Here is a 22,673-nt window from a genome sequence, read left to right as displayed (position 1 = left end):
TCGTTTTGCCCGAGGCTTCCGCAGCAGCCGAAGCGTCACCTTCGCATCGTCATTCCCGCGAACGCGGGAATCCATGGACTTAGCTCCTCCGCTGATCCCGCGCGCCCCGACCTCGCAAATCTGAACACCCCCCGCCACCCCAAGGTGGCCCCCGTCCCCCAAAACCCGGATAATGCACAAAAGCCGGCCGGGCGCTTCCCACCAGAAGCACACCCTTCCGGCTTTTTCCGTGTCCTGGATGCGGTGATGCGCGTGCGGCCCGCCCCGATGGCGGCTGACATACACGCGCCTCATGCTCCAGACCGCACGGCCCAAGTCCGCGGCCCCGATGGCCGCAACAAAACAGGAGTACCCGTCATGGGTCAGTCAGTGGTGGTGTTGGGCGCCCAGTGGGGCGATGAAGGCAAGGGCAAGATCGTCGATCTGCTCACCGAAGAGATCGGCGCCGTCGTGCGCTTCCAGGGCGGCCACAACGCCGGCCATACCCTGGTCATCAACGGCAAGAAGACCGTGCTGCACCTCATCCCGTCCGGCATCCTGCGCCAGGACGCGCTGTGCCTGATCGGCAACGGCGTGGTGATCAGCCCGGCCGCGCTGATCAAGGAGATCGACGAGCTGGAAACGGCCGGCGTGGAAGTGCGCAGCCGCCTGAAGATCTCGCCGGCCGCGCCGCTGATCATGCCGTATCACATCGCCCTGGATCAGGCCCGCGAGAAGGCCGCCGGCGGCAAGGCCATCGGCACCACCGGCCGCGGCATCGGCCCGGCCTATGAGGACAAGGTGGCGCGCCGCGGCATCCGCATCGCCGACCTGCATTACCCCAAGCAGCTGGAAGAACTGCTGCGCACCGCGCTGGACTACCACAACTTCGTGCTGACCAAGTACCTGGGCGTGGAGGCGGTCGACTTCCAGAAGACCTATGAAGAGGCGCTGGCCTTCGGCGAGTACGTGCAGCCGATGAAGTCGGATGTGGCCGGCATCTGCCACGACCTGCGTAAGCAGGGCAAGCGCGTGCTGTTCGAGGGCGCGCAGGGCGCGCTGCTGGACATCGACCACGGCACCTATCCCTACGTCACCAGCTCCAACACCACCATCGGCGGCGCGCTGGCCGGCACCGGCGTGGGCGCGCAGGACATCGACTACGTGCTGGGCATCGCCAAGGCCTATGCCACGCGCGTGGGCGGCGGCCCGTTCCCGACCGAGCTGGACGACGAAGTGGGCCAGGGCATCCGCGATCGCGGTGCCGAGTACGGCGCCTCCACCGGCCGCCCGCGCCGCTGCGGCTGGATGGACATCGTCGCGCTCAAGCGCGCCGTGGCCATCAACGGCATCTCCGGCCTGTGCATCACCAAGCTGGACGTGCTGGACGGCATGGAGAAGCTGAAGGTCTGCATTGCGTATGAGTACAACGGCAAGCGCACCGAGTACGCCCCGCTGGACGCGCAGGGCTGGGAAGACTGCACCCCGGTCTACCTGGAGTTCCCGGGCTGGAACGAGACCACCCACGGCATCACCGAGTGGGACAAGCTGCCCGCCGCCGCCCGCGCCTACCTGCGCGCGTTGGAGGAACTGGCCGGCTGCCCGATCAGCATCGTCTCCACCGGCCCGGACCGCGACCACACGATGGTGCTGCAGGATCCGTTTGCCTGAGGCGGGGCCAAGGCTCGCGCTAGGAGCGGAGTTGAGGCGCTTCAATGCGTGGAATCCCGCCCTTTGCCCTTTCCCGTGCACGGGAGAGGGGGTAGGGGTAAGGGAAGCTTGAAAGGAAAGGCCCGGCGCAAGCCGGGCCTTTCTTGTGTGTGCAGGAGCCCGTGGGAGGGCTTGCAGTTTCGATTGGGCGCGCCGCTTTCCACTTGATGGACCATATCTGGTCTACGCCAGGCAGGCGTGCCTGCCATATCTTCGGCTGGCTTCAACAAGTGCGGCATCCGGCTCCATATTGAAGGCTGCCTATCGCATGGTGCCGCCGCGAGCGGCCCAACGCGCGTACTCGCGTGCAAGCTTGGTGATTCCATGATCATCGACATTTAGCAACTGAGGCGTAGCGAGGACGTGGAAAGTTCCGGCGGACACTTGGGTGCGCAGATCTACGGAAATGAAGGGTGTCCCAACCCTTTGTGGGGCGGTACAGTCGATCACGACCAGCCGCTATGCTTTGGGGACTACCTCACCCGTATGATCGGGGTGTTGTCGTGTGATGAGCTGGTCACCCGGAAGTCGCCATGGAGTCGGGCATGAGGGCATTCTTTACGGTCAAGGGTCGTATGCGCCGTTCAATAGCTTGGATGGCGCTTTGCACGGGATGGGCGGTCATGTCCGCCTGTTCCGGCCAGACGCCCGCGCCAGCGTCGGAAGCGAAGGCCGAAGCCGGTCCCGCGCTAGTGCCCGGTCACTACGTGACGGAGAAGGGGTGGGGTCACCTGGACATCGTTCCTTCCGACAGTGGGCTTCGATTCGCGCTGGAGACGGTGACCGGTGAGGACATCTGCTCGCTGCAGGGCGAGATCGCAGGTGATCGCGGCACGGCGGCCCCGGAGCAGGGCGAAGCGCCCTGTGTGATGCGCTTCAAAGCTGGCGATGGTGGGGGCATCGGCGTTGCGCCTGTCACCGCCACCCAGTGCAAGACTTTCTGCGGATACAACGGCGGCTTCGAAGGCCAGTATCTGTCCGTCCCGGACACTTGTTCGGATGCAGGCTTGAATGCGGCGCGTCAGCAATTCAAGAATCTTTATGAAGCAAAGCAGTACAAACCGGCCCTGGAGGTGCTGTCGCCCGTGTTCGCCAAGTGCCTGCCGACCCTGACCTGGGAGCAGGAGGGGGAGCTGCGCAATGATCTGGCCATCACCCAGCATCACAACGGAATGGACCGGCAGTGCCTGGCGACGCTTGCGCCGTATGCGGAGGATGCGGCCAAGGACGATGATGCAGTGATGGACGCTTGGCCGCCGGCGCTGGTGGACCGTTATCTGGGCATCGTGCGCTCGGCCAGGACCAACCTCCATCTTTGCCAGAAGGGTTCCGGTGTCCAGTAGTCAATGAGGAAAGGTGAACGTCATGGAAGACAACTCCGTAGCCCCCACACTGCCAAAAACTGAGCTGACCGACGACGAACTTCGCGCGTTGGCCTACTTCGCGGTAGGCGTCGGTTCCGAAGGCAGCGTTGGCGGGCGCGACGTGTCCAACCGGCTCTCATTCGCGGGACGTGTCAGCGGTGGCGTGATGTACCCGGTTGGCAACAGCGGATACTCCATCGGCACCTTGCAAACCGACCTGGGGCAGCATCCCGAGGTCGCGACCACGCTGGTAGCGGCCTATCAGGACTGGGCCAGGCAAGCGCATCCGGACTGGACCTTGACGGCTGGTCAGCAAGCCCAGACCACAAGCGATCTTGCACGCAGTGGCCACACCATCACGGCCCAGCAGGGCAGGGCACTGGACCCGGTCGTCAAATCCCACCTCGACCAGTTCCTGGCCTCGGATGCCGGCATCACCTATGTGCATGAGCGCGACGTCGCTCAGGTGGATCGATTGATGCGCGTCGGGGGTGCCGTCGATCAGCTCAAAGACACCTCGCTGTATCAGCGATCCACGCTGGATGATCAGGCCAGGCTTGCGACGATGATCATGAAGCTGGAGAACCAGGCGGGGCAGGCTTACTACCCGCGCATCATCCGCGGGCTCAATGACGGCAGTATCGACAGCGTCGGCGGCGTACAGACGGCGATCAATGATCTGCTTCCCAATCGCAGCGGCAGGTCACACGCCGATCCTGATTATGTCGAAACCGGCGTTGCGCATGCCCTGGAGGGCACGGAAGTCTTCAACGCGCTGCGCAACGCAAGCGCGCAGAATCCGCTTCATCGGTCCTGGTCGAATGTCCTCTCCGATCCGCTGGCCAATCCTGTACATCCGGACGCCGTTACCGGTGATGCGGATTTTCGCTCGGAGTACGCAACGATCAAAACCTTGTTCCTGCAGAAGGGGGAGGCGCCGGCCTTCATCGATGCATTGGACCAAGGCGGCACATTCGGCCATGTCATCGTGGACGCCCGAGGGCATCGGCATCCACAGTCGACCAACCTGTATGCCGCGGGCGATGACTTCGTGGTGTTGGATGGCCGCGGGCATGGTAAGGCGTGGGTGGATGACAGGTGGCGTGATGTTGAACGCTCGCAGCTGAGTCGCCTCGACCATCCGGATGGCACCACCGACGTCTGCCTTCGGGTGGATGGTCAGACCAGCCGCTTGCTCCATCTCGATCCGACCGCGCAGCCCCTGCGGCCCCGCCAGGCGGTGGAGAAGGCACCCTCGGAACCGGATGGACCTGCCGTACTGACCCCGGATCGTCCCGAACATCCGGACCACGCTTTGCTGGAGCAGATCCGCTCAGGCGTCCGTCGCGAAGATGCGCGCGTCGGGCGCACTTACGATGAATCCAGTGAGCGTCTGAGTCGCAGTCTCTTGGCGGCTTGCAAGGGTGGCGCCGGAGACGTCGGGGACGGCATGAGTGCGATTCAGCGTGCCGACCATGTGGTCTCCGGCATCGACAACATGTTCGTGGTCCAGGGGAAACTTGGCGACCCTGCCCATCTGCGCGTCCACGTCAATATTGTCGAGGCCATGAACACCCCGATCGCGCAGTCCGATGCGAAGGTTCAGGCCGTCAATCAGGCGCAGCAGCAGGTATTGGCACAGGGGCAGCAGCTCGCGCCAGCATTGAGAGCCGAGGGCCCGAGAGGCCCCGTGCTGTCTTGACTGGCCGGCGGTACTTGAACGCCTGTGCGTCCCCTGCGACCATGCATCGCAGTTGCAACGCATGAGGTGTGGGATGAAAACCGCGTCGCTGCCGTCCCTGCGGGTCGAGCCCGAACTGCGCGAAGCCGCCGAGTCGGTGTTGCAGAAGGGCGAAAGCCTGTCCGCCCTGATGGAGCAGTCGCTGCGCGATGAGGTGCGGCGTCGCCGGCACCAGGCCGAGTTCATCGCCAGAGGCCTGGCCTCGCGCGAGCAGGCGCGCCAGACAGGGCGCTACCTCGAGGCACAGGATGTGTTGGACGGATTGCAAGCGAGGTTGGACCGCGCACGAAAGGAATAGGCCGGGATGGCATGGACCGTTCGCTTTACGGAAGAAGCGCAGCAGGACTTGGAGCGCCCGTACGACTGGCTGCTGCAGCATGCGGCGGGCGACTACGCGGTTGCCGAACGGGCCCTGCAGGCCATCCGTGAGGGCGTCGCCCTGCTCGAATGCGCACCGATGAGCTGTCGCAAGCCCACGGCGGATCCGTTTTTGCGAGAACTTGTGATTGGCTTTGGCAGCGCGGGATACGTGCTGTTGTTCGAGATCCAAAACAGCGCGACGGTGACCGTCCTGGCGGTCAGGCATCAGCGTGAAGACGACTATCATTAGGCGCTGCGCCAGTGGCGGCGCCTTACTACAGGGGACGTAGATGGCCAATATCAGCAGACGGCGCACGGGTGAATTGACCCGGGCGCTGTTCCAGATCCTCAAGGCCCAGCCGGAAGGCATGCGCGCAGCCGATGCGCTGGCCGCGCTGGAGAAGCAGGTCGTGTTGACCGAGTACGAAGCGGGCGACTACGAAACCGGTGGCCGTCGCTTCGAGAAGATCGTGCGCTTCAGCACCGTCGCCCCGGTTAAGGCCGGCTGGCTGGTCAAGGACAAAGGCATCTGGACCCTCACGCCCGAGGGTGAAGCGGCCCTGGAGGCCTATCCGGATCCCGAGCAGTTCATCCGTGCGGTGGGGCAGCTGTACAAGAAGTGGAAGAGCGCCCAGCCCGTCGTCGACGAAGTGGATGACCCCGAAGGCGAACTCACCGAGGAATCAGCCAGCATCACGCTGGAAGAAGCCGAGGAGATGGCCTGGGCAGAGATCGAGGCCTATCTCGCCGCGATGCCGCCCTATGATTTCCAGGAGCTGGTGGCCTCGCTGCTGCGCGCAATGGGCTACCACGTCGCCTGGATCGCCCCGCCCGGCAAGGATGGCGGCACCGACATCATTGCCTACAACGACCCGCTGGGTACCCGCCCACCGCGCATCAAGGTGCAGGTCAAACGCAATGCCAACTCGCTGCGGATTGACGTCATCGGGCTGCGCAGCTTTATGGCCGTTCTGGGTGAGGGTGATGTCGGCCTGTACGTCGCGTTGTCCGGCTTTACCAAGGATGCGGACTATGAGGCGCGGCAGTCGCATCGGCGGATCAATCTAATCGATGCGCGTCGGCTCGTTGAATTGTGGACGACGCATTACGCGCAGCTTGAAGACGTGGCGAGAACTCGTCTAGCCCTAAAGCCTGTTTGGTTCCTTGCAGCTGAAAACTGAGAAAGGGCCGAATCGTGCAGAGAAGTGAAGCCAAAACGCGCTCGGAGTTGATCGACAACCAGCTTGCGCTCGCAGGCTGGAACGTCAAAGACTCCACGCAGGTTGTAGAGGAGTTCGACATCCTCGCCACCCTGCCTGAAGGTGTGTCCGAACCTCGCACGCCTTACGAGGGCCACCAGTTCAGCGACTACGTCCTGCTTGGCAGGGACCGCAAGCCCCTGGCAGTAATCGAGGCCAAAAAGACCAGTCGCGATGCTGCCATTGGCCGCGAGCAGGCAAAGCAGTACTGCTACAACATCCAGAAGCAACTGGGCGGCGAACTGCCATTTTGCTTCTACACCAACGGCCACGATCTGTACTTCTGGGACCTGGAGAACGCACCACCTCGCAAGGTTGTCGGTTTCCCCACGCGCGACGATCTGGAGCGCTTTGCCTACATCCGCCGAAACCGCAGGCCGCTGACGCAGGAGTTCATCAACACCTCGATTGCTGGTCGCGATTATCAGATCCGCGCGATTCGTTCGGTGCTCGAAGGCATCGGGCAGAAAAAACGCGACTTTCTGCTGGTGATGGCTACCGGCACCGGCAAGACCCGCACCTGTATCGCCATGGTCGATGTCTTGATGCGGGCCGGCCACGCGGAGAAGGTTCTGTTCCTTGTTGATCGCATCGCGTTGCGTGAACAGGCACTGGCCGCCTTCAAGGAGCACATGCCCAACGAGCCGCGCTGGCCCAATGTGGGTGAAAAGCTGATCGCGACGGATCGTCGCGTGTATGTTGCCACCTACCCGACGATGCTCAATATCATCCGGGATGAGGCCCAGCATCTGTCGCCGCATTTCTTCGATTTCATCGTCGTCGATGAGAGTCACCGCTCCATCTACAACACCTTCGGCGAAGTCCTCAGCTACTTCAAGACCATCACGCTGGGCCTGACGGCCACGCCGACCGACATCATCGACCACAACACCTTCCAGCTTTTTCATTGCGAAGATGGCATTCCCACGTTTGCCTACACCTACGAAGAAGCCGTGAACAACGTGCCGCCTTACCTCTGCAACTTCCAGGTCATGAAGATTCAGACCAAGTTCCAGATGGAAGGCATTAGCAAGCGCACCATTTCGCTAGAGGACCAGAAAAAGCTGATCCTCGAGGGCAAGGAAGTTGAAGACATCAACTTCGAGGGCACGCAGCTTGAAAAGCAGGTGATCAACAAGGGGACCAACGCCCTGATCGTTCGCGAGTTCATGGAGGAGGCCATCAAGGATGCCAACGGTGTGCTGCCCGGCAAGACCATCTTCTTTTGCGCCACCAAGGCGCATGCCCGGCGCATGGAAGAAATCTTCGACAAGCTCTACCCGCAGCATCACGGGGAACTGGCCAAGGTTTTGGTGTCGGATGATCCGCGCGTTTACGGTAAGGGCGGCCTGCTCGATCAGTTCACCAACAACGACATGCCGCGCATCGCCATCAGCGTAGATATGCTCGACACCGGTATCGACGTGCGAGAGATCGTCAACCTCGTGTTCGCCAAGCCGGTTTACTCGTACACCAAGTTCTGGCAAATGGTCGGGCGCGGTACACGCCTGTTGGAGGCCAGCAAGCCCAAGCCATGGTGCCTTGAGAAGGATGTTTTTCTAGTCCTCGACTGCTGGGACAACTTCGAATATTTTAAGCTCAACGCCAAGGGCAAGGAGCTCAAACCACAGTTGCCGCTGCCGGTGCGGCTGGTGGGCCTGCGCCTCGACAAGATTAAAAAAGCCAGCGACAGCGGCCATGCCGACATTGCCGAGCGAGAGATCGCCAAGCTCCGCCTGCAAATTGCAGCGCTACCCAAAGAGTCGGTGGTGATCAAGGAAGCCGTCGCTGCGCTGGCGCTGCTGGACGACGACAACTTCTGGATCAGCCTCGGCCACGACCGACTGGAGTTCCTACGCGTAGAAATCAAGCCGCTATTCCGTACCGTGTCCGAGGCTGACTTCAAGGCGATGCGCTTCGAGCGCGACCTGTTGGAGTACTCGCTGGCCGTTCTGAGCGAAGAAATGGAACAGGCCGACACCCTCAAGGAAGGCATCGTTGAGCAGATCAGCGAGCTGCCGCTCTCCGTCAGCTTCGTCAAGCAGGAAGAGGCCCTGATTCGCGCCGCGCAAACTAGCCACTACTGGGTCAAGGCGGATGAAGACACCTTCGACGAACTGGTCGCCAAGCTCGGCCCGCTGATGAAATTCCGCGAGTCGTCCACAGGCGAGGTGCAAACCCACCTCGATCTTGCCGATGAACTGCACAAGAAAGAGTGGGTGGAGTTTGGCCCACAGCACGAGGCGGTCAGCATCACCCGCTACCGTGAAATGGTGGAAAACCTGATTGCCGAACTCACCGCGCACAACCCAGTGCTGCAGAAGATCAAGAGCGGCGAAGCAGTCAGCGGCGAAGAGGCCGATGAACTGGCCGTACTGCTGCACGAAGAACACCCCCACATCACCGAAGACTTGCTTCGTCAGGTCTACAAAAACCGCAAGGCGCGCTTCATCCAGTTCATCCGCCACATCTTGGGTATTGAAGTACTCAGAAGCTTCCCGGACGAAGTCAGCGCAGCTTTCGACCAGTTCATTCGCGCCCACACCACACTCAGCAGCCGGCAGATCGAATTCCTCAATTTGCTGAAGGGCTTCATCATCGAGCGCGAAAAGGTGGAGAAGAAAGACCTGATCAATGCTCCCTTCACGGTCATCCACCCGCAGGGTATCCGTGGCGTCTTCAGCCCGGCCGAAATCAACGAGATCCTGCAGCTAACCGAACGGTTAGCTGCTTAAAAGGCAAGGTATCCCATGCTGCAAAACAACTCCGAACTCAAAAGCAAGATCGACCAGCTCTGGAACAAGTTCTGGAGCGGCGGCATCAGCAACCCGCTGACCGCCATCGAGCAGATCACCTACCTGCTGTTCATGAAGCGGCTGGATGAGCTGGACCAGAAGCGCCAGGCCGATGCCGAGTGGACCGGTGAGAACTACACCTCCAAGTTCACTGGCACGTGGATTCCACCCGAGGAACGCAACTGGCCAGCATCGGAACGGCGCCCCATCGAAAAGCGCACGCTGCGCTGGAGCGAATTTAAGCGCATGCAGGCCGAAGAGATGCTTCAGCACGTGCAGGGCAAGGTGTTCCCGTTTCTCAAGGACCTGAACGGCGCCGAATCCAACTTCACCCACCACATGAAGAACGCCGTCTTCATCATCCCCAAGCCCGCCCTGCTGGTGGAAGCGGTGAAAACTATTGACGACATCTTCGAGGTGATGGAGAAGGACTCGAAGGAGAAAGGCCAGGCCTTCCAGGATATCCAAGGCGATGTCTACGAGTTCCTGCTGTCCGAGATCGCCACCGCCGGCAAGAATGGCCAGTTCCGCACCCCGCGCCACATCATCAAGCTGATGGCCGATTTGGTGCAGCCGCAACTGGGCCACAAGATTGCCGATCCCGCCTGCGGTTCAGGTGGTTTTCTGCTCGGTGCGTATCAGTACATCGTCACCGAACTGGCGAAAAAAGCCGGTGCCCAGGACCTGAAGCCGGATGAAGATGGCTTCTTACGTACATCGGTGGCCGCTGCGCTCACCGAAAAGGCGCAGGCCATTCTGGCTAGTTCTTTGTGGGGCTATGACATCGACCAGACCATGGTGCGCCTGGGCCTGATGAACCTGATGATGCACGGCATCGACGAGCCGCATATCGACTATAAGGACACCCTCAGCAAAAGCTACACCGAGGAGGCCGAGTACGACATCGTTATGGCCAACCCCCCCTTCACCGGCAGCATCGACAAGGGCGACATCAACGAGCAGCTGCAACTGGCCACCACCAAGACCGAACTGCTGTTTGTCGAGAACATCTACCGCCTGCTCAAGAAGGGCGGCACCGCCTGCGTAATCGTGCCGCAGGGCGTGCTGTTCGGCTCCGGCGGCGCGTTCAAGACGCTGCGCCAGATGCTGGTGGAGCGTTGCGACCTCAAGGCCGTGATCACCCTGCCCAGTGGCGTGTTCAAACCCTATGCCGGGGTCAGCACTGCCATTCTGCTGTTCACCAAGGTCTGGGGGCCGAAAGACAAGGTGAGCAAAGCCGCCACCGAACACGTCTGGTTTTACGAGATGGCCGCCGATGGCTATTCGCTGGACGACAAGCGCAGCAAGCAGGAAGGCTGCGGCGACCTGCAAGATATCATTGCTAAGTACCACGCCCGCGATGCTGCCACTGACACCGACCGCACGGCCAAATACTTCACGGTACCGCGCACTGAGATTGCGGACGAGAAAAACAATTATGACCTCTCGCTGTCGCGATACAAAACCGATGTGTTTGAGGAGGTCCACTACGACGCACCGGCGGTGATTCTGAATCGGCTGATTCAGGCCGAGGTGGGGAGTGTGCATGAAGCGGAACTGGCCAAAGTTCAAAGCGGCATCGTGCGCGAGCTGCTGGAGTTGAAGGGGATGGTGGGATGACCTCGTTCAAAACTCTTCGCGAGCTGGTTACTTTCAGGGGTGGCGGCACTCCGTCAAAAAAAATTCCAGAGTATTGGGATGGCGACATTCCCTGGGCGAGCGTCAAGGATTTTACCTCTACTTCATTGTCCGAAACCCAGGACTTCATCACGCAGGAAGGACTTGGGAATAGTTCTGCGAACCTGATACCCAAAGGGCACGTCATTATCACCACGAGAATGTCCTTGGGGAAAGCAGCGATTAACGCCGTCGATTTGGCGATAAACCAAGACCTGCGAGCCTTGATTCCAAAGGTGCCTTTAGACGCGAAGTTCCTGCTGCACGCAGTTTTGTCATTGAAAGAAGAAATCGTCAAAAAGGGATCTGGCGCGACGGTCAAGGGAATTACCCAAGAGGAACTGTACAAACTCGAAATCCCCGTCCCCGAAGAATTCGAAGACCAAATCCGCATTGCCCATCTGCTCGGAAAAATCGAAGGGCTGATCGCCCAGCGCAAACAACACCTGCAACAACTCGATGACCTGCTCAAGAGTGTGTTTCTGGAGATGTTTGGCGACCCGGGGCGAAATGAGAAAGGGTGGGATAAGCCTGAGTTAAAGGCCTTCGGCAAGATTTCGACGGGCAATACGCCACCCAGAAATGATCCTGCCAATTACGATGGCGACTTTATCGAGTGGATCAAGACGGACAACATCACGGGTGATGCTGTTTTCGTCACGCCTGCCACCGAGCACCTTTCTGAGGTTGGAGCGAAAAAGGCGAGAATGGTCTCGAACGGCGCCCTGCTTGTAGCCTGTATCGCGGGCAGCGTCGAATCAATCGGGCGTGCCGCATTAACAGACAGGACGGTGTCGTTCAATCAGCAGATCAATGCGATCCAGCCTGGCAAGAGTGTGCATCCCCTGTATTTGTATAGTTTGTTTAAGTTGTCTCGGGCTTACATACAGAGCCACGCTACGAAGGGAATGAAGAAGATTCTTACAAAAGGCGATTTTGAGAAGATCACGATGATCAAGCCGCCCGTTGAAATACAGAATCAATTCGCTGTCATCGTAGAAAAAGTCGAAGGCCTCAAATCCCGCTACCAACAAAGCCTCGCCGATTTCGAAACCCTCTACGGTGCCGTGAGCCAGCAGGCCTTCAAGGGGGAGTTGGATTTGTCGCGGGTAGCCTTGCTTGCCGCCCCTATCGAAGGAGAAAAGCCCGTGGCCGCTGCCGCGCCTACGCCCATCGCCGTGCCGGTGATCGAGCTGCCAGAAGCCGATTTACTGCCGCCCGCATTGCAAGACCGCGCACAGCTGGCACCGCTGCTTCGCTTCTGGCTGGAGGCTTATCGCACGCAATTGGGCGGTGCGGCTTTCTCCATCGAACGCTTCTTCGCCGCCGCGCAAACCCGGCTGGGCGAATTGCATCCGGACAACGATTTCGAATTGCGCGCTAGCGATTACGAGATCATCAAGGCCTGGGTGTTTGAAGCCTTGGTCGCTGGTGCCCTGACGCAGGCGTTTGACGACGACCGCAATCGCATCGAGCTCAAAGCCGTCGCCGAGCAAAACCTGGCATGAAGCTGCTGCGCCTCAAGATCACAGACCCTAAAGGCTTTCGCAGTCTGCCTTGCGGGTTTGAGCACCACTTCCGTACCGAGTGGAGCTTGCAGGACGAGCTGGAGCAGGCGAACGACTTTGCGCCCTTCGTCTGCGCCGGGCTCAACGGCAGCGGCAAGTCCAATCTGCTCGAAGCGCTGGCGGCCATCTTCTTTCAGCTTGAAGTGCTGCGCGTGCGCCGCAGCTTTCTGCCGGAGCCCTTGCAGGACGAGGTGCCGGATGTTTCGCCCATCGCCTTTGAGCTGGAATACCTGATCCGCGTGCCCGCCGAGTACCGCGGCCCTGGCAGCCCGCTGTGGGCAAAAGCGGCCGTTTGGAAGAACGCTGGTGAATCGGTGCGCATCCGATGGGAGAATCAGGGCGACTTCAGTACCGATGTGGTCGAGGCGTTCCAAGGCGACCATGCTGACATTCTGCTGCCGCAGTACGTGCTGGGTTATTCCTCGGGCGAGAACGAGATCCTCAGCCTGCCGTTCTTCAAGATGCGTTTCGTGCAGTTCGACGAATACTGGAACGCGCTCGCCAAGCAACTACCCTATCCTGGTTACCCGGAAACGCGGCTGGCCTACCTCGATAACGGTTTCAGTCAGGCCATCCTGCTGTGCAACATGCTGTTTCAGGACGAGGCCACCCTGCAGCCTTTCCGCGAGCACGTAGGCATTGGAGCTCTGAAGCAGTTTCGCATCATTCTGCGCAGGAGTATCCTTGTCACGCGGCACCAGCTGGCAGCTTTCACCTCAGGTGACTACATCATGCCCACCGAGGCGGAAGACGGTCGCTTCGCGGATACCAATGTGGTCTATATTGACCCTGCCACCGGAGACTATCGGCTCAAGCTGTTGCACGGCCTAGAGGCGAACGAGCGCACACAAAATACCTCCATCATCGAGAAGCTCAAGCGCTGCGCTACGCTGCATTTCCACGATGAGGCGTCCGACACCCTGACCCTTGATTACTGGGTCAATGAGAACACCAAGCAAGCCTTTCGCGCCAACTTTGATGATTCGCCTCTGGCCTTGTTCCAGGCGCTACAGGTTCTGCTGGCGCTGAATCTGTACCCGGTTAGCGAAGCTCTGAAGTCGGATCTTTACACCTCGACTAGTCACTACGTCAGCGAGACGGTGCCGACCTTGGCGTCTGATGAGCGCGCCATGCGCATCAAGAACTTCTACTTCACGAAGCAGGGCATTGAGAAGCCGATGCTTCTCAAGGAGTTGTCGGACGGCGAGCACCAGTTGCTACACAGCCTCGGCTTGTGCCTGCTATTCCGCGAGACCAACAGCCTGTTCCTGCTCGATGAGCCAGAGACGCACTTCAATCCTTCCTGGCGCGCCAATTTCATCAGCCGCTTGCGCCAGTGCCTGCCCGGCAACGGTAAGTACGCGCAGGAGATGCTGATCACCACCCACACACCCTTTCTGATCTCTGACAGCAAGCCGGACAAGGTGCTGGTGTTTGCCAAGGACAAAACCACTGGTCTGGTCAGCATTAGCCACCCGGGATACAACACGCTGGGCGCGTCGATCAACAAGATCACCATGAGCACCTTCGGCAAGCGCGAAACCATCGGCGGCCATGCGCAGGCTTTGCTGGAGGCGTTGCGGGCCCGTTTTGAACAAGGCACCGAAGACAAGGAAGCCTTGATCACGGAGATTCATCAGCATCTTGGTGACTCGGTGGAAAAGGTGCTGCTGATCAAGGCCATTCTCGGCGATGATCAGTCTGGCAATGGGGAGGCGCGATACTGATGCTATTTCCGTACACGTATGTGCCTCACCAGATGGAGAAAATGAAGGGTTTTATCGACTTCATCTTCTATGAAGTGTGGTGCAAGGCGACCCCCAAGACGGCCTTCTCATTCGACTTGTGCAACGGCAATCCCGAGTTATTTGAGATCATGAAGAAGTTTTTCTACTCTGACAAGAAGAATGCTAATTTTTTCTACGGCAACGTTGAGCGAATTTATGGCCATTTCGCCCATCTTAAGTCAAAACATATACGTCGGCTGAAATGGTGGTACTTCAGCAACAATGATATTGAGCGAATCTGCTCAAACAACCCCGCCCTCCAGCTGGCGCATTATGCGGACGTTGAGAGAAGATATCCAGATCTAGCTAAAGACCTTCGCACTTTTTTTTTGGGACTTTATGACTTTGAGTCAGCCGATATGAAGGCCAAAGTCGGTGACATCGACGATCATTACCAGGTCTTCGTACGGACCAACAAGTCGGGAAAGTGTCCGTTCTGCGGCATAGATGATTTGCTTGGCGAGTATCACAGCAGGCGCGAGGCCTATGACCACTACTTGCCCAAGGCGCTGTACCCGTTCAATTCCATCAACTTCCACAATCTTGTCCCGGCCTGTCACCATTGCAACAGTAGCTATAAGGCCAGCAAGGACCCAGCCTACATGCCCAAAGATCCCGCCGGTGCGGTTCATCGCTCTGCCATTTTCTACCCATACAAAGCGACTGCGCATTCCATCGAAGTACAAGTCGCGTTCCAGCATGCAGACATTGCAAAGCTAACCCCGGTCGATATCTCCCTGCGATTTGGCCCTGCGGCCATCACCGAGGAAATTGAGACCTGGAAGGATGTGTACGGCATTGAGGAACGCTACAAAGCAAAAATGTGTGGGGAGAACGACGGCAAGTATTGGCTGACGCAGGTGTTGGATGAATGCCAAGCTTATGGCAAGCAGCCCGCTGACATTCTAGCTATGCGTGCCCAGCAGGCACTGAGCAGGCCGTATGCAGACTGCAATTTTCTCAGAAAGCCTTTTCTCGATGCTTGCCAGAAAGTTGGTGTTATTTGATGGCTTGACACCGAAATATTTCAGTAGCAGTCTTGCTGCACGGAGCCTCGAAACTCCGCTTACAGCGGTACCCACCTCCGACAAACCGGTGGGTTTTTTGTGCCTGCATGCTTTGCAGGCGCAACCGACGCGATGCCTGCGTCGGGAGGGCGGTGAATACAACACCCGCAAGGGGAATAAGCCCGCCGGCTGTAAGCGGTTTCGAGCCTCCCGACTTCCCGTCCGCCGTTTTCGGTGGGCGGCTCCCTTTATGGAACGAGGAGGCACCGATGTCGTACGCGCAGTTGGACGAGGAAGACGGCCCCGGCTATTTCCTGCCGGTAGAGGGTCAGGTGCGGTTGGCGCGCCTGAGCGATCACGTCGGGTTTCTGGCACGGCTGCTAGCGCCGCGCACGCAGGCGGAGGAGGACGCGGCTGGGCGTGGGGTGCGCATGGGCGAGGTGGCGTTCTGCCTGGAGCTGTTGGCCGATCAGGTGGGGCAGGTGCTGGAGGCGCTGTCGTGGCCGGCGCAGCGCCCCGGCGGTGCGGCTGATGGCCTGCCCGATCTCGATGGCGATGGAGCGCCGGATGCGGGAGGCGCTGCCTTTCGCGTCACGCTGGCGCAGATCGACCGGCTCAACCTGCTGATCGAGACTGCCTCGGCGCATGCCAAGGTAGTGGCGGTTGGCGATGCGAGCGGGCGGGCTGGGCATGCGCTGCCGGAAGTAGGCGAGACGCTTTGCGCTGCGGTCGAAGAGGTGCGTGCGTTGCTGGGGCAGCTCGAGCGTCAGCCGCTGCGTGCCGCGTCGTCGGCTCGCGTGCGCGAGGAACAGGTGGTCTACAGGGTGAGGCAGGTGGCGCAGGCTGACGAACGCGGACGGATGCACTGAGCCTCAAGGGAAATGGGGCAGGGCAGGAAGGCCCCGCTTTCGAGGGGATGACGACAAGTGGGCTGGTAAGGGAAGGAGACCACATGGCGATGAACCGGGGTGGAGAGGCGGTTACGACGTGCTGCTTGGTCCGTTTGCCGGATCTGGGCTTGCAAAACAACGGCTTATGGTCAATATTCCATATTCCGGAATATGGAATGAGTCGCGCGCCGATGGAGCTCAAGTCGCAGGATCTTCTCGTGCTGTACAAGCAGGTCGCGCAAGCCGGCCGGCTGTGGACGTATGCCTCCTTGGGCGAGGCGCTGCAGATGAGTGCCTCTCAGGTGCATCGCAGCGTCAAGCGTGCCGCTGCTTCCGGACTGGCACTGGAGAAGGCGCGTGGTGAGTGGGAAACCGTGCGGACCGCGCTGTACGAGTTCGCAGTGCACGGGGTGCGCTATGCCTTCCCCGCGACGGTGGGTGCCATCAAGCGCGGCATTCCAACGTCGTTCGGTGCGCTGCCGCTCTCAAGGGACATCGCCAGCGTGCCGGGCGAGGCACCCGTCTGGCCAAGCGCCGAGGGCACGGCCAAGGGGCCGGGGCTGTCGCCCTTGTCGGCCAGTGCTCCCGTGGCTGCTCTGGCGGATCCCGCCCTGCACGAACTCCTCGCGCTTCAGGATGCCTTGCGCGCCGGGCGCGCGCGCGAGCGCGCGCTGGCCGCGAAGTACCTGGAACAGCGTCTGGGTCTGAGCGATGCGGCCTGAGGACGACCCCAATCTTCCGCGCTTGCGGGTCATCGCGGAGGCCTTGGGCGATCTGCGCGAGCAGGTCGTCTTTCTTGGAGGCGCGGTGGTCGGCCTGCTGGTTTCCGACCCGTTGGCAGAGCGCGTGCGCGCGACGTATGACGTGGATGCCGTGGTCGATCTGGAATGGTCCGGATTCCGGCGCCTCGAGGCGCGCGTGGAGGCGCAAGGCTTCATGAGAGAGATGGAGAGCGGTGTGGTCTGCCGCTGGGTCCATCGTGCAACGGGACTGATCTTCGATCTGATGCCGGTCGATCCGGACGTGCTGGGTTTTTCCAACCGTTGGTACGGCTATGCGGTGGAGACCGCGCATGCGGTGCGGGTGAGCGACCACATTTCCATCAGGCTGGTGACCGCAGTGGCGTTCGTCGCGACCAAGCTCGAGGCCTTCGCGACACGCGGTGGAGGCGATTTTCTCGCCAGCCATGATCTGGAGGACGTGTTGAATGTGGTCGATGGACGCGATGAACTTGCTGCCGAGATGGCAGCAGCACCGTCGGAGTTGCGCCGCACCGTCTCCGAGGTCTTTGCCCGCCTGGTGAGCAATCCGGCGTTCGTGAATGCGCTGCCTGGACTGATCACGGATTCCGGGCGGGCCGGCATCGTCCTCCGGCGTCTGCAAGCCATGGTGGATCAGCGGCCTTAAGGGGAACATCCCCATTCACGATTGCGGGGATTACGAAAAGGTGGGCTGTGGGGAGGCCGGCTTCCGTTAATCGCGAGACATAGGCACGCCATGGATCGGGAGAAGCAGGCAGGCTATGGATCGCCAGAAGCGGGCACGCGGTGACCGGAACGCTGCGCGTGGTATGCCTTGCGCCTAACGCTCCGCCACGCCGAGCGTGCGGGCCTGGGCGTCGAACAGCACCCGCCAGTGGAAGAACGGGGCCAGGCCGAGGTTGAGGGTGATCGTGCGGCTGCCGCCGCGGTAGGGTGCGGCGAACATGCCGCTGGCCTGTTCGCGCAGGCCGATGGTGACGGGGAAGGCGGCGTCGCGGTCGTCGCCGAGGGAAATGTCCGCGGGCGTGCCGTTCGGCCAGAGGGCGTCGGCTTGCGCACCCTGGATGCGCAGGCCGCTCGCGCCGGTGTCGATCATCGCCGGCCCGCAGAAGCGCGCCGGGGCGTCGCGCCGGATCAGGCAGGCGGGCACCTGGTTGGTGCCGTCGATGAACCTGACGCTGCGAAAGCGGGCGGTGTCTTCCGGCGAGGGGTTCAGGATCAGGCGCCCGGTCTGGCGCGGGCCGCGCGGCAGTTCGACGATCCAGCGCTGCACGCCCAGCGCGGTGAGCGGGTTGGGGACCGCATCGTCATGCAGGCCGGTGCCGATGATCGCCATGAAGCCTTGTCCGGGCAGGCCGTCGCCGCCGATGCGGTACGCCGCCGCCGGCACGCGCGTGGCGGGGCAATCCGGCTTGCGTTGCACGCAGGCGACCGCTTCCACGAACTGGAAGGGGACTTCGCCGGTGACACCGCCGGGGAAGCCGATCTGCGCCGACACCTTGCGCCCCTGCAGCTCGACCCCCGAGCCGTACGCGTAGCGCACCGGCATCCCCGGCGCGCTGGCGGCCTTGCCGGTCAGGGCGGGCGCCAGAATGCGCAGGCCGGTGGAGCCGGTATCCAGCTGTGCCTCGATCGGGACGCCATCCACAGTGAGCGTCACGGCGTAGCGGCGCACGCCGTCGCTGAGCACCACCTCGCGGATGGGCACTTCCAGGCCAGGCGCGTCGGCTGCGCGGGCGTGCAGGGCGGGGGCGATGGCCAGCAGGAGGGCAAGTGAGCGCAGGGCAAGACGGAACGATGGCATGCAGGCGGCCTTTCAAGCCGGGGATGAGCGTCCGGCGCGCACGCTAACACCGGCGCGGCGCCGGACGATGGCGGGCCAGACATGCGGCGGTGCACCAGACGGCAGGGTCCGGGAACCTGTCAGAACCGACATGACTTTCGGGGGGCGCCGGGCCCGGTGGGGGAGAGGATCATCCGCGGCTTCGGCGCGGGGACGCGCCAGCCACTTCAAGGAATCCGCATGCGCAAGACCCTGGTGACCGCCATCACGCTGGCCCTGGCCGGCACGAGCCTGGCGGCGTCGGCCCAGTCCACCCCGGCCACTCCCGCCGCGCAGGTCGCCGACAGCGCCGCGCAGGTGACCACGCAGCTGCCGCGCACGGCGCGCCCCAGCCACTACGCGGTGCAGATCACCCCGTACGCGGACAAGATGACCTTCGACGGCAAGGTCAGGATCGATGTGCAGGTGCTGGAACCGACCCAGACCCTGGTGCTGCAGGCGGCCAACCTGGCTTTCGGCACCAGCACGCTCAGCGCGGGCAAGGGCAAGCCGCTCACGGCCAAGGTCAGCACCGATGCCGATGCGCAGACGGCGAGCTTCGCCTTCGACAAGACGCTGGCGCCGGGCAAGTACGTGCTGTCCATCGACTACAGCGGCGTCATCAACACCCAGGCCAATGGCCTGTTCGCGCTGGATTACGCCACCGCCGACGGCCAGAAGCGCGCGCTGTACACGCAGTTCGAGAACTCCGATGCGCGCCGCTTCATCCCGTCCTGGGACGAGCCGGACTTCAAGGCCACCTTCGACCTCGCCGTGACCGTGCCGGCGGCGCAGATGGCGGTGAGCAATATGCCGATCGCCTCGTCCAAGGACGCCGGCAACGGCATGAAGCAGGTGGTGTTCGCCACCACGCCGAAGATGTCGACCTATCTGCTGTTCTTCGGCCTGGGCGACTTCGACCGCGCCACGTTGGCCGGGCCCAACGGCACCGAAATCGGCGTGATCGCGCAGAAGGGCAAGGTGGACCAGGCCAAGTTCGCGCTGGAGTCCGGGCGCGATGTGCTGAAGGAATACAACGCCTACTTCGGCGTGGACTATCCGTTGCCCAAGCTGGACAACATCGCCGCACCCGGCCAGAGCCAGTTCTTCAGCGCGATGGAGAACTGGGGCGCGATCTTCACCTTCGAGTACTCGCTGCTGCTGGACCCGGCCGTGTCCAACGTCAACGACGAGCAGCGCGTGTTCACCACCGCCGCGCACGAGATCGCCCACCAGTGGTTCGGCGACCTGGTGACCATGGCGTGGTGGGACGACCTGTGGCTCAACGAGGGCTTCGCCACCTGGATGGAGGGCCGCACCACGGCCAAGCTGCATCCGGAATGGGACATCGACAAGACCGAGGCGGCCTACACCAGCCGCGGCGCGATGGGCCGCGACGCCTACGCCACCACCCACCCGGTGGTGCAGCACGTGGCCACGGTGGAGCAGGCCAGCCAGGCCTTCGACGGCATCACCTACGGCAAGGGCTCGGCGGTGATCGGCATGCTGGAGGACTATGTCGGCTCGGACAACTGGCGCAGCGGCGTGCGCAGCTACATCAAGGCCCACGCCTACGGCAACGCGGTCACCGACGAGCTGTGGCGCGAGGTCGACAAGGCCGCGCCGGGCAAGGACTTCATCCAGGTCGCGCACGACTTCACCCTGCAGCCGGGCGTGCCGCTGATCAAGGCCAATGCGGTCTGCGCCAGCAACAGCACCACGGTGACGCTGGAGCAGGGCGAGTTCACGCTGGACCGCCCCAACAAGACGCCGCTGCGCTGGAACGTGCCGGTGACCCTGCGCGGCGCCGACGGCAAGGAGACGCGCGTGCTGGTGCAGAACGGCAGCGCGCGCGTGACGCTGCCGGGCTGCCAGCAGCCTGTGGTGATCAACGCCGGGCAGAAGGGCTACTACCGCACGCTGTATGCGCCGGCGATGTTCCAGGCGCTCAGCGCCAAGTTCTCCACGCTGCCGGTGGTGGACCAGCTGGGCGTGATCATGGACGCCGGCGCGCTGTCCAGCGTCGGCCTGCAGCCGGTCGCCGACCAGCTGGACCTGACCGCCAAGGTGCCGCTGGAGGCCTCGCCGGACCTGTGGCTGCAGGTGGCCGGCGTGCTGGGCGGCGTCGACGGGCTGTTCGATGGCGATGCCAAGCAGCAGGCGGCGTGGCGCAAGTACGCCATCGCGCGCCTGTCGCCCAAGTTCCAGCAGCTGGGCTGGGACAACCGCGCGGGCGATCCGGCGCGGGTCAAGCAGCTGCGTTCGAGCCTGATCGGCGTGCTCAGCAACATGGGCGATGCGCAGGTGATCGCCGAGGCGCGCCGCCGCTTCGCGGCCTTCCAGGCCGACCCGAAGTCGCTCTCGCCGGATCTGCGTCGCACCGTGCTGGGCATCGTCGCGCGCAACGCCGACGCGGCCACCTGGGACACGCTGCACGCGATGGCCAAGAAGGAGACTTCGTCCATGGTGCGCGACCAGTACTACTCGCTGCTGGCCTACGCCAAGGACCCGGTGCTGGCCCAGCGTGCGTTGGACATGGCGCTGACCGATGAGCCGGGGGCGACCAACGCCGCCAGCATGATCGGCGCGGTGTCCCAGGAGCATGCCGACCTGGCGTTCGACTTCGCCGTCAGCCATCGCGAGAAGGTCGACACGCTGGTCGATTCCACCTCGCGTGCGCGCTACTACCCGGGCCTGGGCAGCAGTGCGGACGATCTGAAGATGGTGGCCAAGATCAAGGCCTATGCCGACAAGTACATCGCCCCGACCTCGCGCCGCGCGGCCGAGACGGTGATGACCAGCATCCAGACCCGGGTCAAGCTGCAGGCCGAGCGCCGTCCGCAGGTGGTGGCGTGGCTGAAGCAGCAGAAGTAAGCGTCGCCTGAGGCATGCCAGGGATTGAGGCATGCAGGCAGGAAGAAGCCCCGCGATGCGGGGCTTCTTTTTTCCCTAGCTGGCGTGCGGGGATGCGGACCATTTGTTGAAGCGCGTAAATGTGCGCCACGCCGCTTGTGTCGGTAAGCGCTACTTCGGCAAGCGGCCTCGACCCGGGCGGGCACGGCTCCTTGGCTCGGTCCGCCCTCCATGGCGGACTTGCCGCCGCGGGCCATCCTAAGGCCCGCTCTCCGCGCGCCCGCCCGGGTCGAGGCCCTGCGGCATATGGATCAGACTTCTTCCAATTCGAAGGCATGGGGCAGCGCTCTGCCCTCCCTTGCGCGCAGCGCAGGGGAGGGCTGGGGTGGGGTGCCTTTGCTGTTGCTTCGGTGGCTTGACCGGGAAGGCCCCGACCCCTCCCCAGCCCTCCCCTCCGCCTATGGCGAAAGGGAGGGGGCCTCAAGTCGATAGTTTTCTGTCACTGATCGTGGTGTGCGCGAGGCAGGGGTTCGAACACCCTCGCAAACCGAAGCACTGTGACCGCGGCCCCACCGAAGTCCCGGCTCTCAAACGCAGCGCTCCCTGGATCGGGCGAAGATCACATTTCCTAGGTATGTCCGGATCTAGAGGTGTGTCCGGATCTATCAGCCATCCTCACGCAGATCAGCCTCCGCAGCCGATCCCGGACCGCCCTCATGGTCCCCATCCCGCACCGCCTGGCCCGGCGGCCCGAAGGACGCGCTGCCGTCGTCGTAGCGGATCAGATCGCGCACGCCGACCACGCCGTCGATCTGGCGCACGTAGGCCACGGCGCGCTGCTTCATGTCGCGCTCGGGCACGTTGCCGGTCAGCGTGACCTGGCCGTCCCGGATCTCGACCAGGATCTCGCCGGCCTCGATGTCCGGCTGCTGCGCCAGGGTGCGGACCACATCGTCGCCGATCAGCTGGTCGGAGCGGGCAGGGGTGCTCATGGTGGAAGTCCTTGTAGTGGGTGAGGCGATGCTGCGCCCGCGCAAGTGAGCGCACCGCCAAGAGCGCGCTCGATGAAGGGCGTGTCCGCCGGGACGCGTATGCTTGTG

The 22,673-nt window shown here is 62.2% G+C and carries 17 protein-coding genes; 15 read left to right on the top strand and 2 right to left on the bottom strand.

Features of this window, described 5'->3' with window-relative positions; genetic code table 11:
- Positions 1–357: 357 nt before the first annotated feature.
- From MWN52_RS11905 to MWN52_RS11840, 14 genes are all read left to right on the top strand, one after another.
- A complete protein-coding gene (locus MWN52_RS11905) occupies positions 358–1,650 on the top strand; it encodes an adenylosuccinate synthase (protein ID WP_286574804.1) in 1,293 nt (430 codons plus the stop codon).
- Positions 1,651–2,312: 662 nt separating this feature from the next.
- Positions 2,313–3,032, top strand: coding sequence for a hypothetical protein (locus MWN52_RS11900; protein ID WP_286574803.1), 720 nt, complete (start codon positions 2,313–2,315; stop codon positions 3,030–3,032).
- 22 nt (positions 3,033–3,054) lie between these two features.
- Positions 3,055–4,755, top strand: coding sequence for an XVIPCD domain-containing protein (locus MWN52_RS11895; protein ID WP_286574802.1), 1,701 nt, complete (start codon positions 3,055–3,057; stop codon positions 4,753–4,755).
- Between the two features lie 73 nt (positions 4,756–4,828).
- Positions 4,829–5,092 carry a YlcI/YnfO family protein gene (locus tag MWN52_RS11890; RefSeq protein WP_286574801.1) on the top strand — a complete coding sequence of 88 codons (264 nt, stop codon included), beginning with the start codon at positions 4,829–4,831 and terminating at the stop codon, positions 5,090–5,092.
- A gap of 6 nt (positions 5,093–5,098) precedes the next feature.
- Complete coding sequence (locus MWN52_RS11885) at positions 5,099–5,404, top strand: type II toxin-antitoxin system RelE/ParE family toxin (RefSeq protein WP_286574800.1); 306 nt, start codon at positions 5,099–5,101, stop codon at positions 5,402–5,404.
- Between the two features lie 40 nt (positions 5,405–5,444).
- Positions 5,445–6,335: a restriction endonuclease gene (locus MWN52_RS11880; RefSeq protein WP_286574799.1), complete on the top strand. Its 891-nt coding sequence runs from the start codon at positions 5,445–5,447 to the stop codon at positions 6,333–6,335.
- Between the two features lie 47 nt (positions 6,336–6,382).
- On the top strand, positions 6,383–9,148 hold the full coding sequence (locus MWN52_RS11875) for a type I restriction endonuclease subunit R (RefSeq protein WP_345783489.1): 2,766 nt from the start codon (positions 6,383–6,385) through the stop codon (positions 9,146–9,148).
- A gap of 15 nt (positions 9,149–9,163) precedes the next feature.
- On the top strand, positions 9,164–10,828 hold the full coding sequence (locus MWN52_RS11870; protein ID WP_286574797.1) for a type I restriction-modification system subunit M: 1,665 nt from the start codon (positions 9,164–9,166) through the stop codon (positions 10,826–10,828).
- Positions 10,825–12,393, top strand: a complete 1,569-nt coding sequence (locus MWN52_RS11865; protein WP_286574796.1) for a restriction endonuclease subunit S — start codon at positions 10,825–10,827, stop codon at positions 12,391–12,393. Before MWN52_RS11870 ends, MWN52_RS11865 begins: the two co-directional genes overlap by 4 nt.
- Positions 12,390–14,180: a restriction system-associated AAA family ATPase gene (locus MWN52_RS11860; protein ID WP_286574795.1), complete on the top strand. Its 1,791-nt coding sequence runs from the start codon at positions 12,390–12,392 to the stop codon at positions 14,178–14,180. Before MWN52_RS11865 ends, MWN52_RS11860 begins: the two co-directional genes overlap by 4 nt.
- On the top strand, positions 14,180–15,247 hold the full coding sequence (locus tag MWN52_RS11855; protein WP_286574794.1) for an HNH endonuclease: 1,068 nt from the start codon (positions 14,180–14,182) through the stop codon (positions 15,245–15,247). The genes MWN52_RS11860 and MWN52_RS11855 overlap by 1 nt, the downstream gene beginning before the upstream one ends.
- A 269-nt stretch (positions 15,248–15,516) precedes the next feature.
- Positions 15,517–16,116: an XAC0095 family protein gene (locus MWN52_RS11850; RefSeq protein ID WP_286574793.1), complete on the top strand. Its 600-nt coding sequence runs from the start codon at positions 15,517–15,519 to the stop codon at positions 16,114–16,116.
- Positions 16,117–16,328: 212 nt separating this feature from the next.
- Positions 16,329–16,859: a MarR family transcriptional regulator gene (locus MWN52_RS11845; RefSeq protein WP_286577731.1), complete on the top strand. Its 531-nt coding sequence runs from the start codon at positions 16,329–16,331 to the stop codon at positions 16,857–16,859.
- Positions 16,849–17,544 carry a hypothetical protein gene (locus MWN52_RS11840; protein ID WP_286574792.1) on the top strand — a complete coding sequence of 232 codons (696 nt, stop codon included), beginning with the start codon at positions 16,849–16,851 and terminating at the stop codon, positions 17,542–17,544. The genes MWN52_RS11845 and MWN52_RS11840 overlap by 11 nt, the downstream gene beginning before the upstream one ends.
- 174 nt (positions 17,545–17,718) lie before the next feature.
- On the opposite strand, the gene MWN52_RS11835 is transcribed toward MWN52_RS11840, so the two are convergent.
- Positions 17,719–18,702: a hypothetical protein gene (locus MWN52_RS11835; protein ID WP_286574791.1), complete on the bottom strand. Its 984-nt coding sequence runs from the start codon at positions 18,700–18,702 to the stop codon at positions 17,719–17,721.
- Positions 18,703–18,921: 219 nt separating this feature from the next.
- Here MWN52_RS11835 and MWN52_RS11830 point away from each other — a divergent pair, with 219 nt between their 5' ends.
- Positions 18,922–21,594 (top strand): M1 family metallopeptidase, encoded by a 2,673-nt coding sequence (locus tag MWN52_RS11830; protein ID WP_286574790.1) that lies wholly within the window; start codon positions 18,922–18,924, stop codon positions 21,592–21,594.
- A gap of 644 nt (positions 21,595–22,238) precedes the next feature.
- Here the strand turns inward: MWN52_RS11830 and MWN52_RS11825 are convergent.
- Complete coding sequence (locus MWN52_RS11825) at positions 22,239–22,565, bottom strand: BON domain-containing protein (RefSeq protein ID WP_286574789.1); 327 nt, start codon at positions 22,563–22,565, stop codon at positions 22,239–22,241.
- Positions 22,566–22,673: the final 108 nt, after the last annotated feature.

The organism is Pseudoxanthomonas winnipegensis, assembly GCF_030322905.1.
Taxonomy (GTDB): domain Bacteria; phylum Pseudomonadota; class Gammaproteobacteria; order Xanthomonadales; family Xanthomonadaceae; genus Pseudoxanthomonas_A; species Pseudoxanthomonas_A winnipegensis.
The sequence above is the reverse complement of the archived record's forward strand: the minus strand, read 5'-3'. Positions and strand labels throughout refer to the sequence as shown.

Excerpts from the sequence above, each read along its gene's own strand:
- MWN52_RS11905 (WP_286574804.1), top strand. The coding sequence starts at position 358 with ATGGGTCAGTCAGTGGTGGTGTTGGGCGCCCAGTGGGGCGATGAAGGC.
- MWN52_RS11900 (WP_286574803.1), top strand. The coding sequence starts at position 2,313 with ATGTCCGCCTGTTCCGGCCAGACGCCCGCGCCAGCGTCGGAAGCGAAG.
- MWN52_RS11895 (WP_286574802.1), top strand. The coding sequence starts at position 3,055 with ATGGAAGACAACTCCGTAGCCCCCACACTGCCAAAAACTGAGCTGACC.
- MWN52_RS11890 (WP_286574801.1), top strand. The coding sequence starts at position 4,829 with ATGAAAACCGCGTCGCTGCCGTCCCTGCGGGTCGAGCCCGAACTGCGC.
- MWN52_RS11885 (WP_286574800.1), top strand. The coding sequence starts at position 5,099 with ATGGCATGGACCGTTCGCTTTACGGAAGAAGCGCAGCAGGACTTGGAG.
- MWN52_RS11880 (WP_286574799.1), top strand. The coding sequence starts at position 5,445 with ATGGCCAATATCAGCAGACGGCGCACGGGTGAATTGACCCGGGCGCTG.
- MWN52_RS11870 (WP_286574797.1), top strand. The coding sequence starts at position 9,164 with ATGCTGCAAAACAACTCCGAACTCAAAAGCAAGATCGACCAGCTCTGG.
- MWN52_RS11865 (WP_286574796.1), top strand. The coding sequence starts at position 10,825 with ATGACCTCGTTCAAAACTCTTCGCGAGCTGGTTACTTTCAGGGGTGGC.
- MWN52_RS11860 (WP_286574795.1), top strand. The coding sequence starts at position 12,390 with ATGAAGCTGCTGCGCCTCAAGATCACAGACCCTAAAGGCTTTCGCAGT.
- MWN52_RS11855 (WP_286574794.1), top strand. The coding sequence starts at position 14,180 with ATGCTATTTCCGTACACGTATGTGCCTCACCAGATGGAGAAAATGAAG.
- MWN52_RS11850 (WP_286574793.1), top strand. The coding sequence starts at position 15,517 with ATGTCGTACGCGCAGTTGGACGAGGAAGACGGCCCCGGCTATTTCCTG.
- MWN52_RS11845 (WP_286577731.1), top strand. The coding sequence starts at position 16,329 with ATGGAGCTCAAGTCGCAGGATCTTCTCGTGCTGTACAAGCAGGTCGCG.
- MWN52_RS11840 (WP_286574792.1), top strand. The coding sequence starts at position 16,849 with ATGCGGCCTGAGGACGACCCCAATCTTCCGCGCTTGCGGGTCATCGCG.
- MWN52_RS11835 (WP_286574791.1), bottom strand. The coding sequence starts at position 18,702 with ATGCCATCGTTCCGTCTTGCCCTGCGCTCACTTGCCCTCCTGCTGGCC.
- MWN52_RS11830 (WP_286574790.1), top strand. The coding sequence starts at position 18,922 with ATGCGCAAGACCCTGGTGACCGCCATCACGCTGGCCCTGGCCGGCACG.
- MWN52_RS11825 (WP_286574789.1), bottom strand. The coding sequence starts at position 22,565 with ATGAGCACCCCTGCCCGCTCCGACCAGCTGATCGGCGACGATGTGGTC.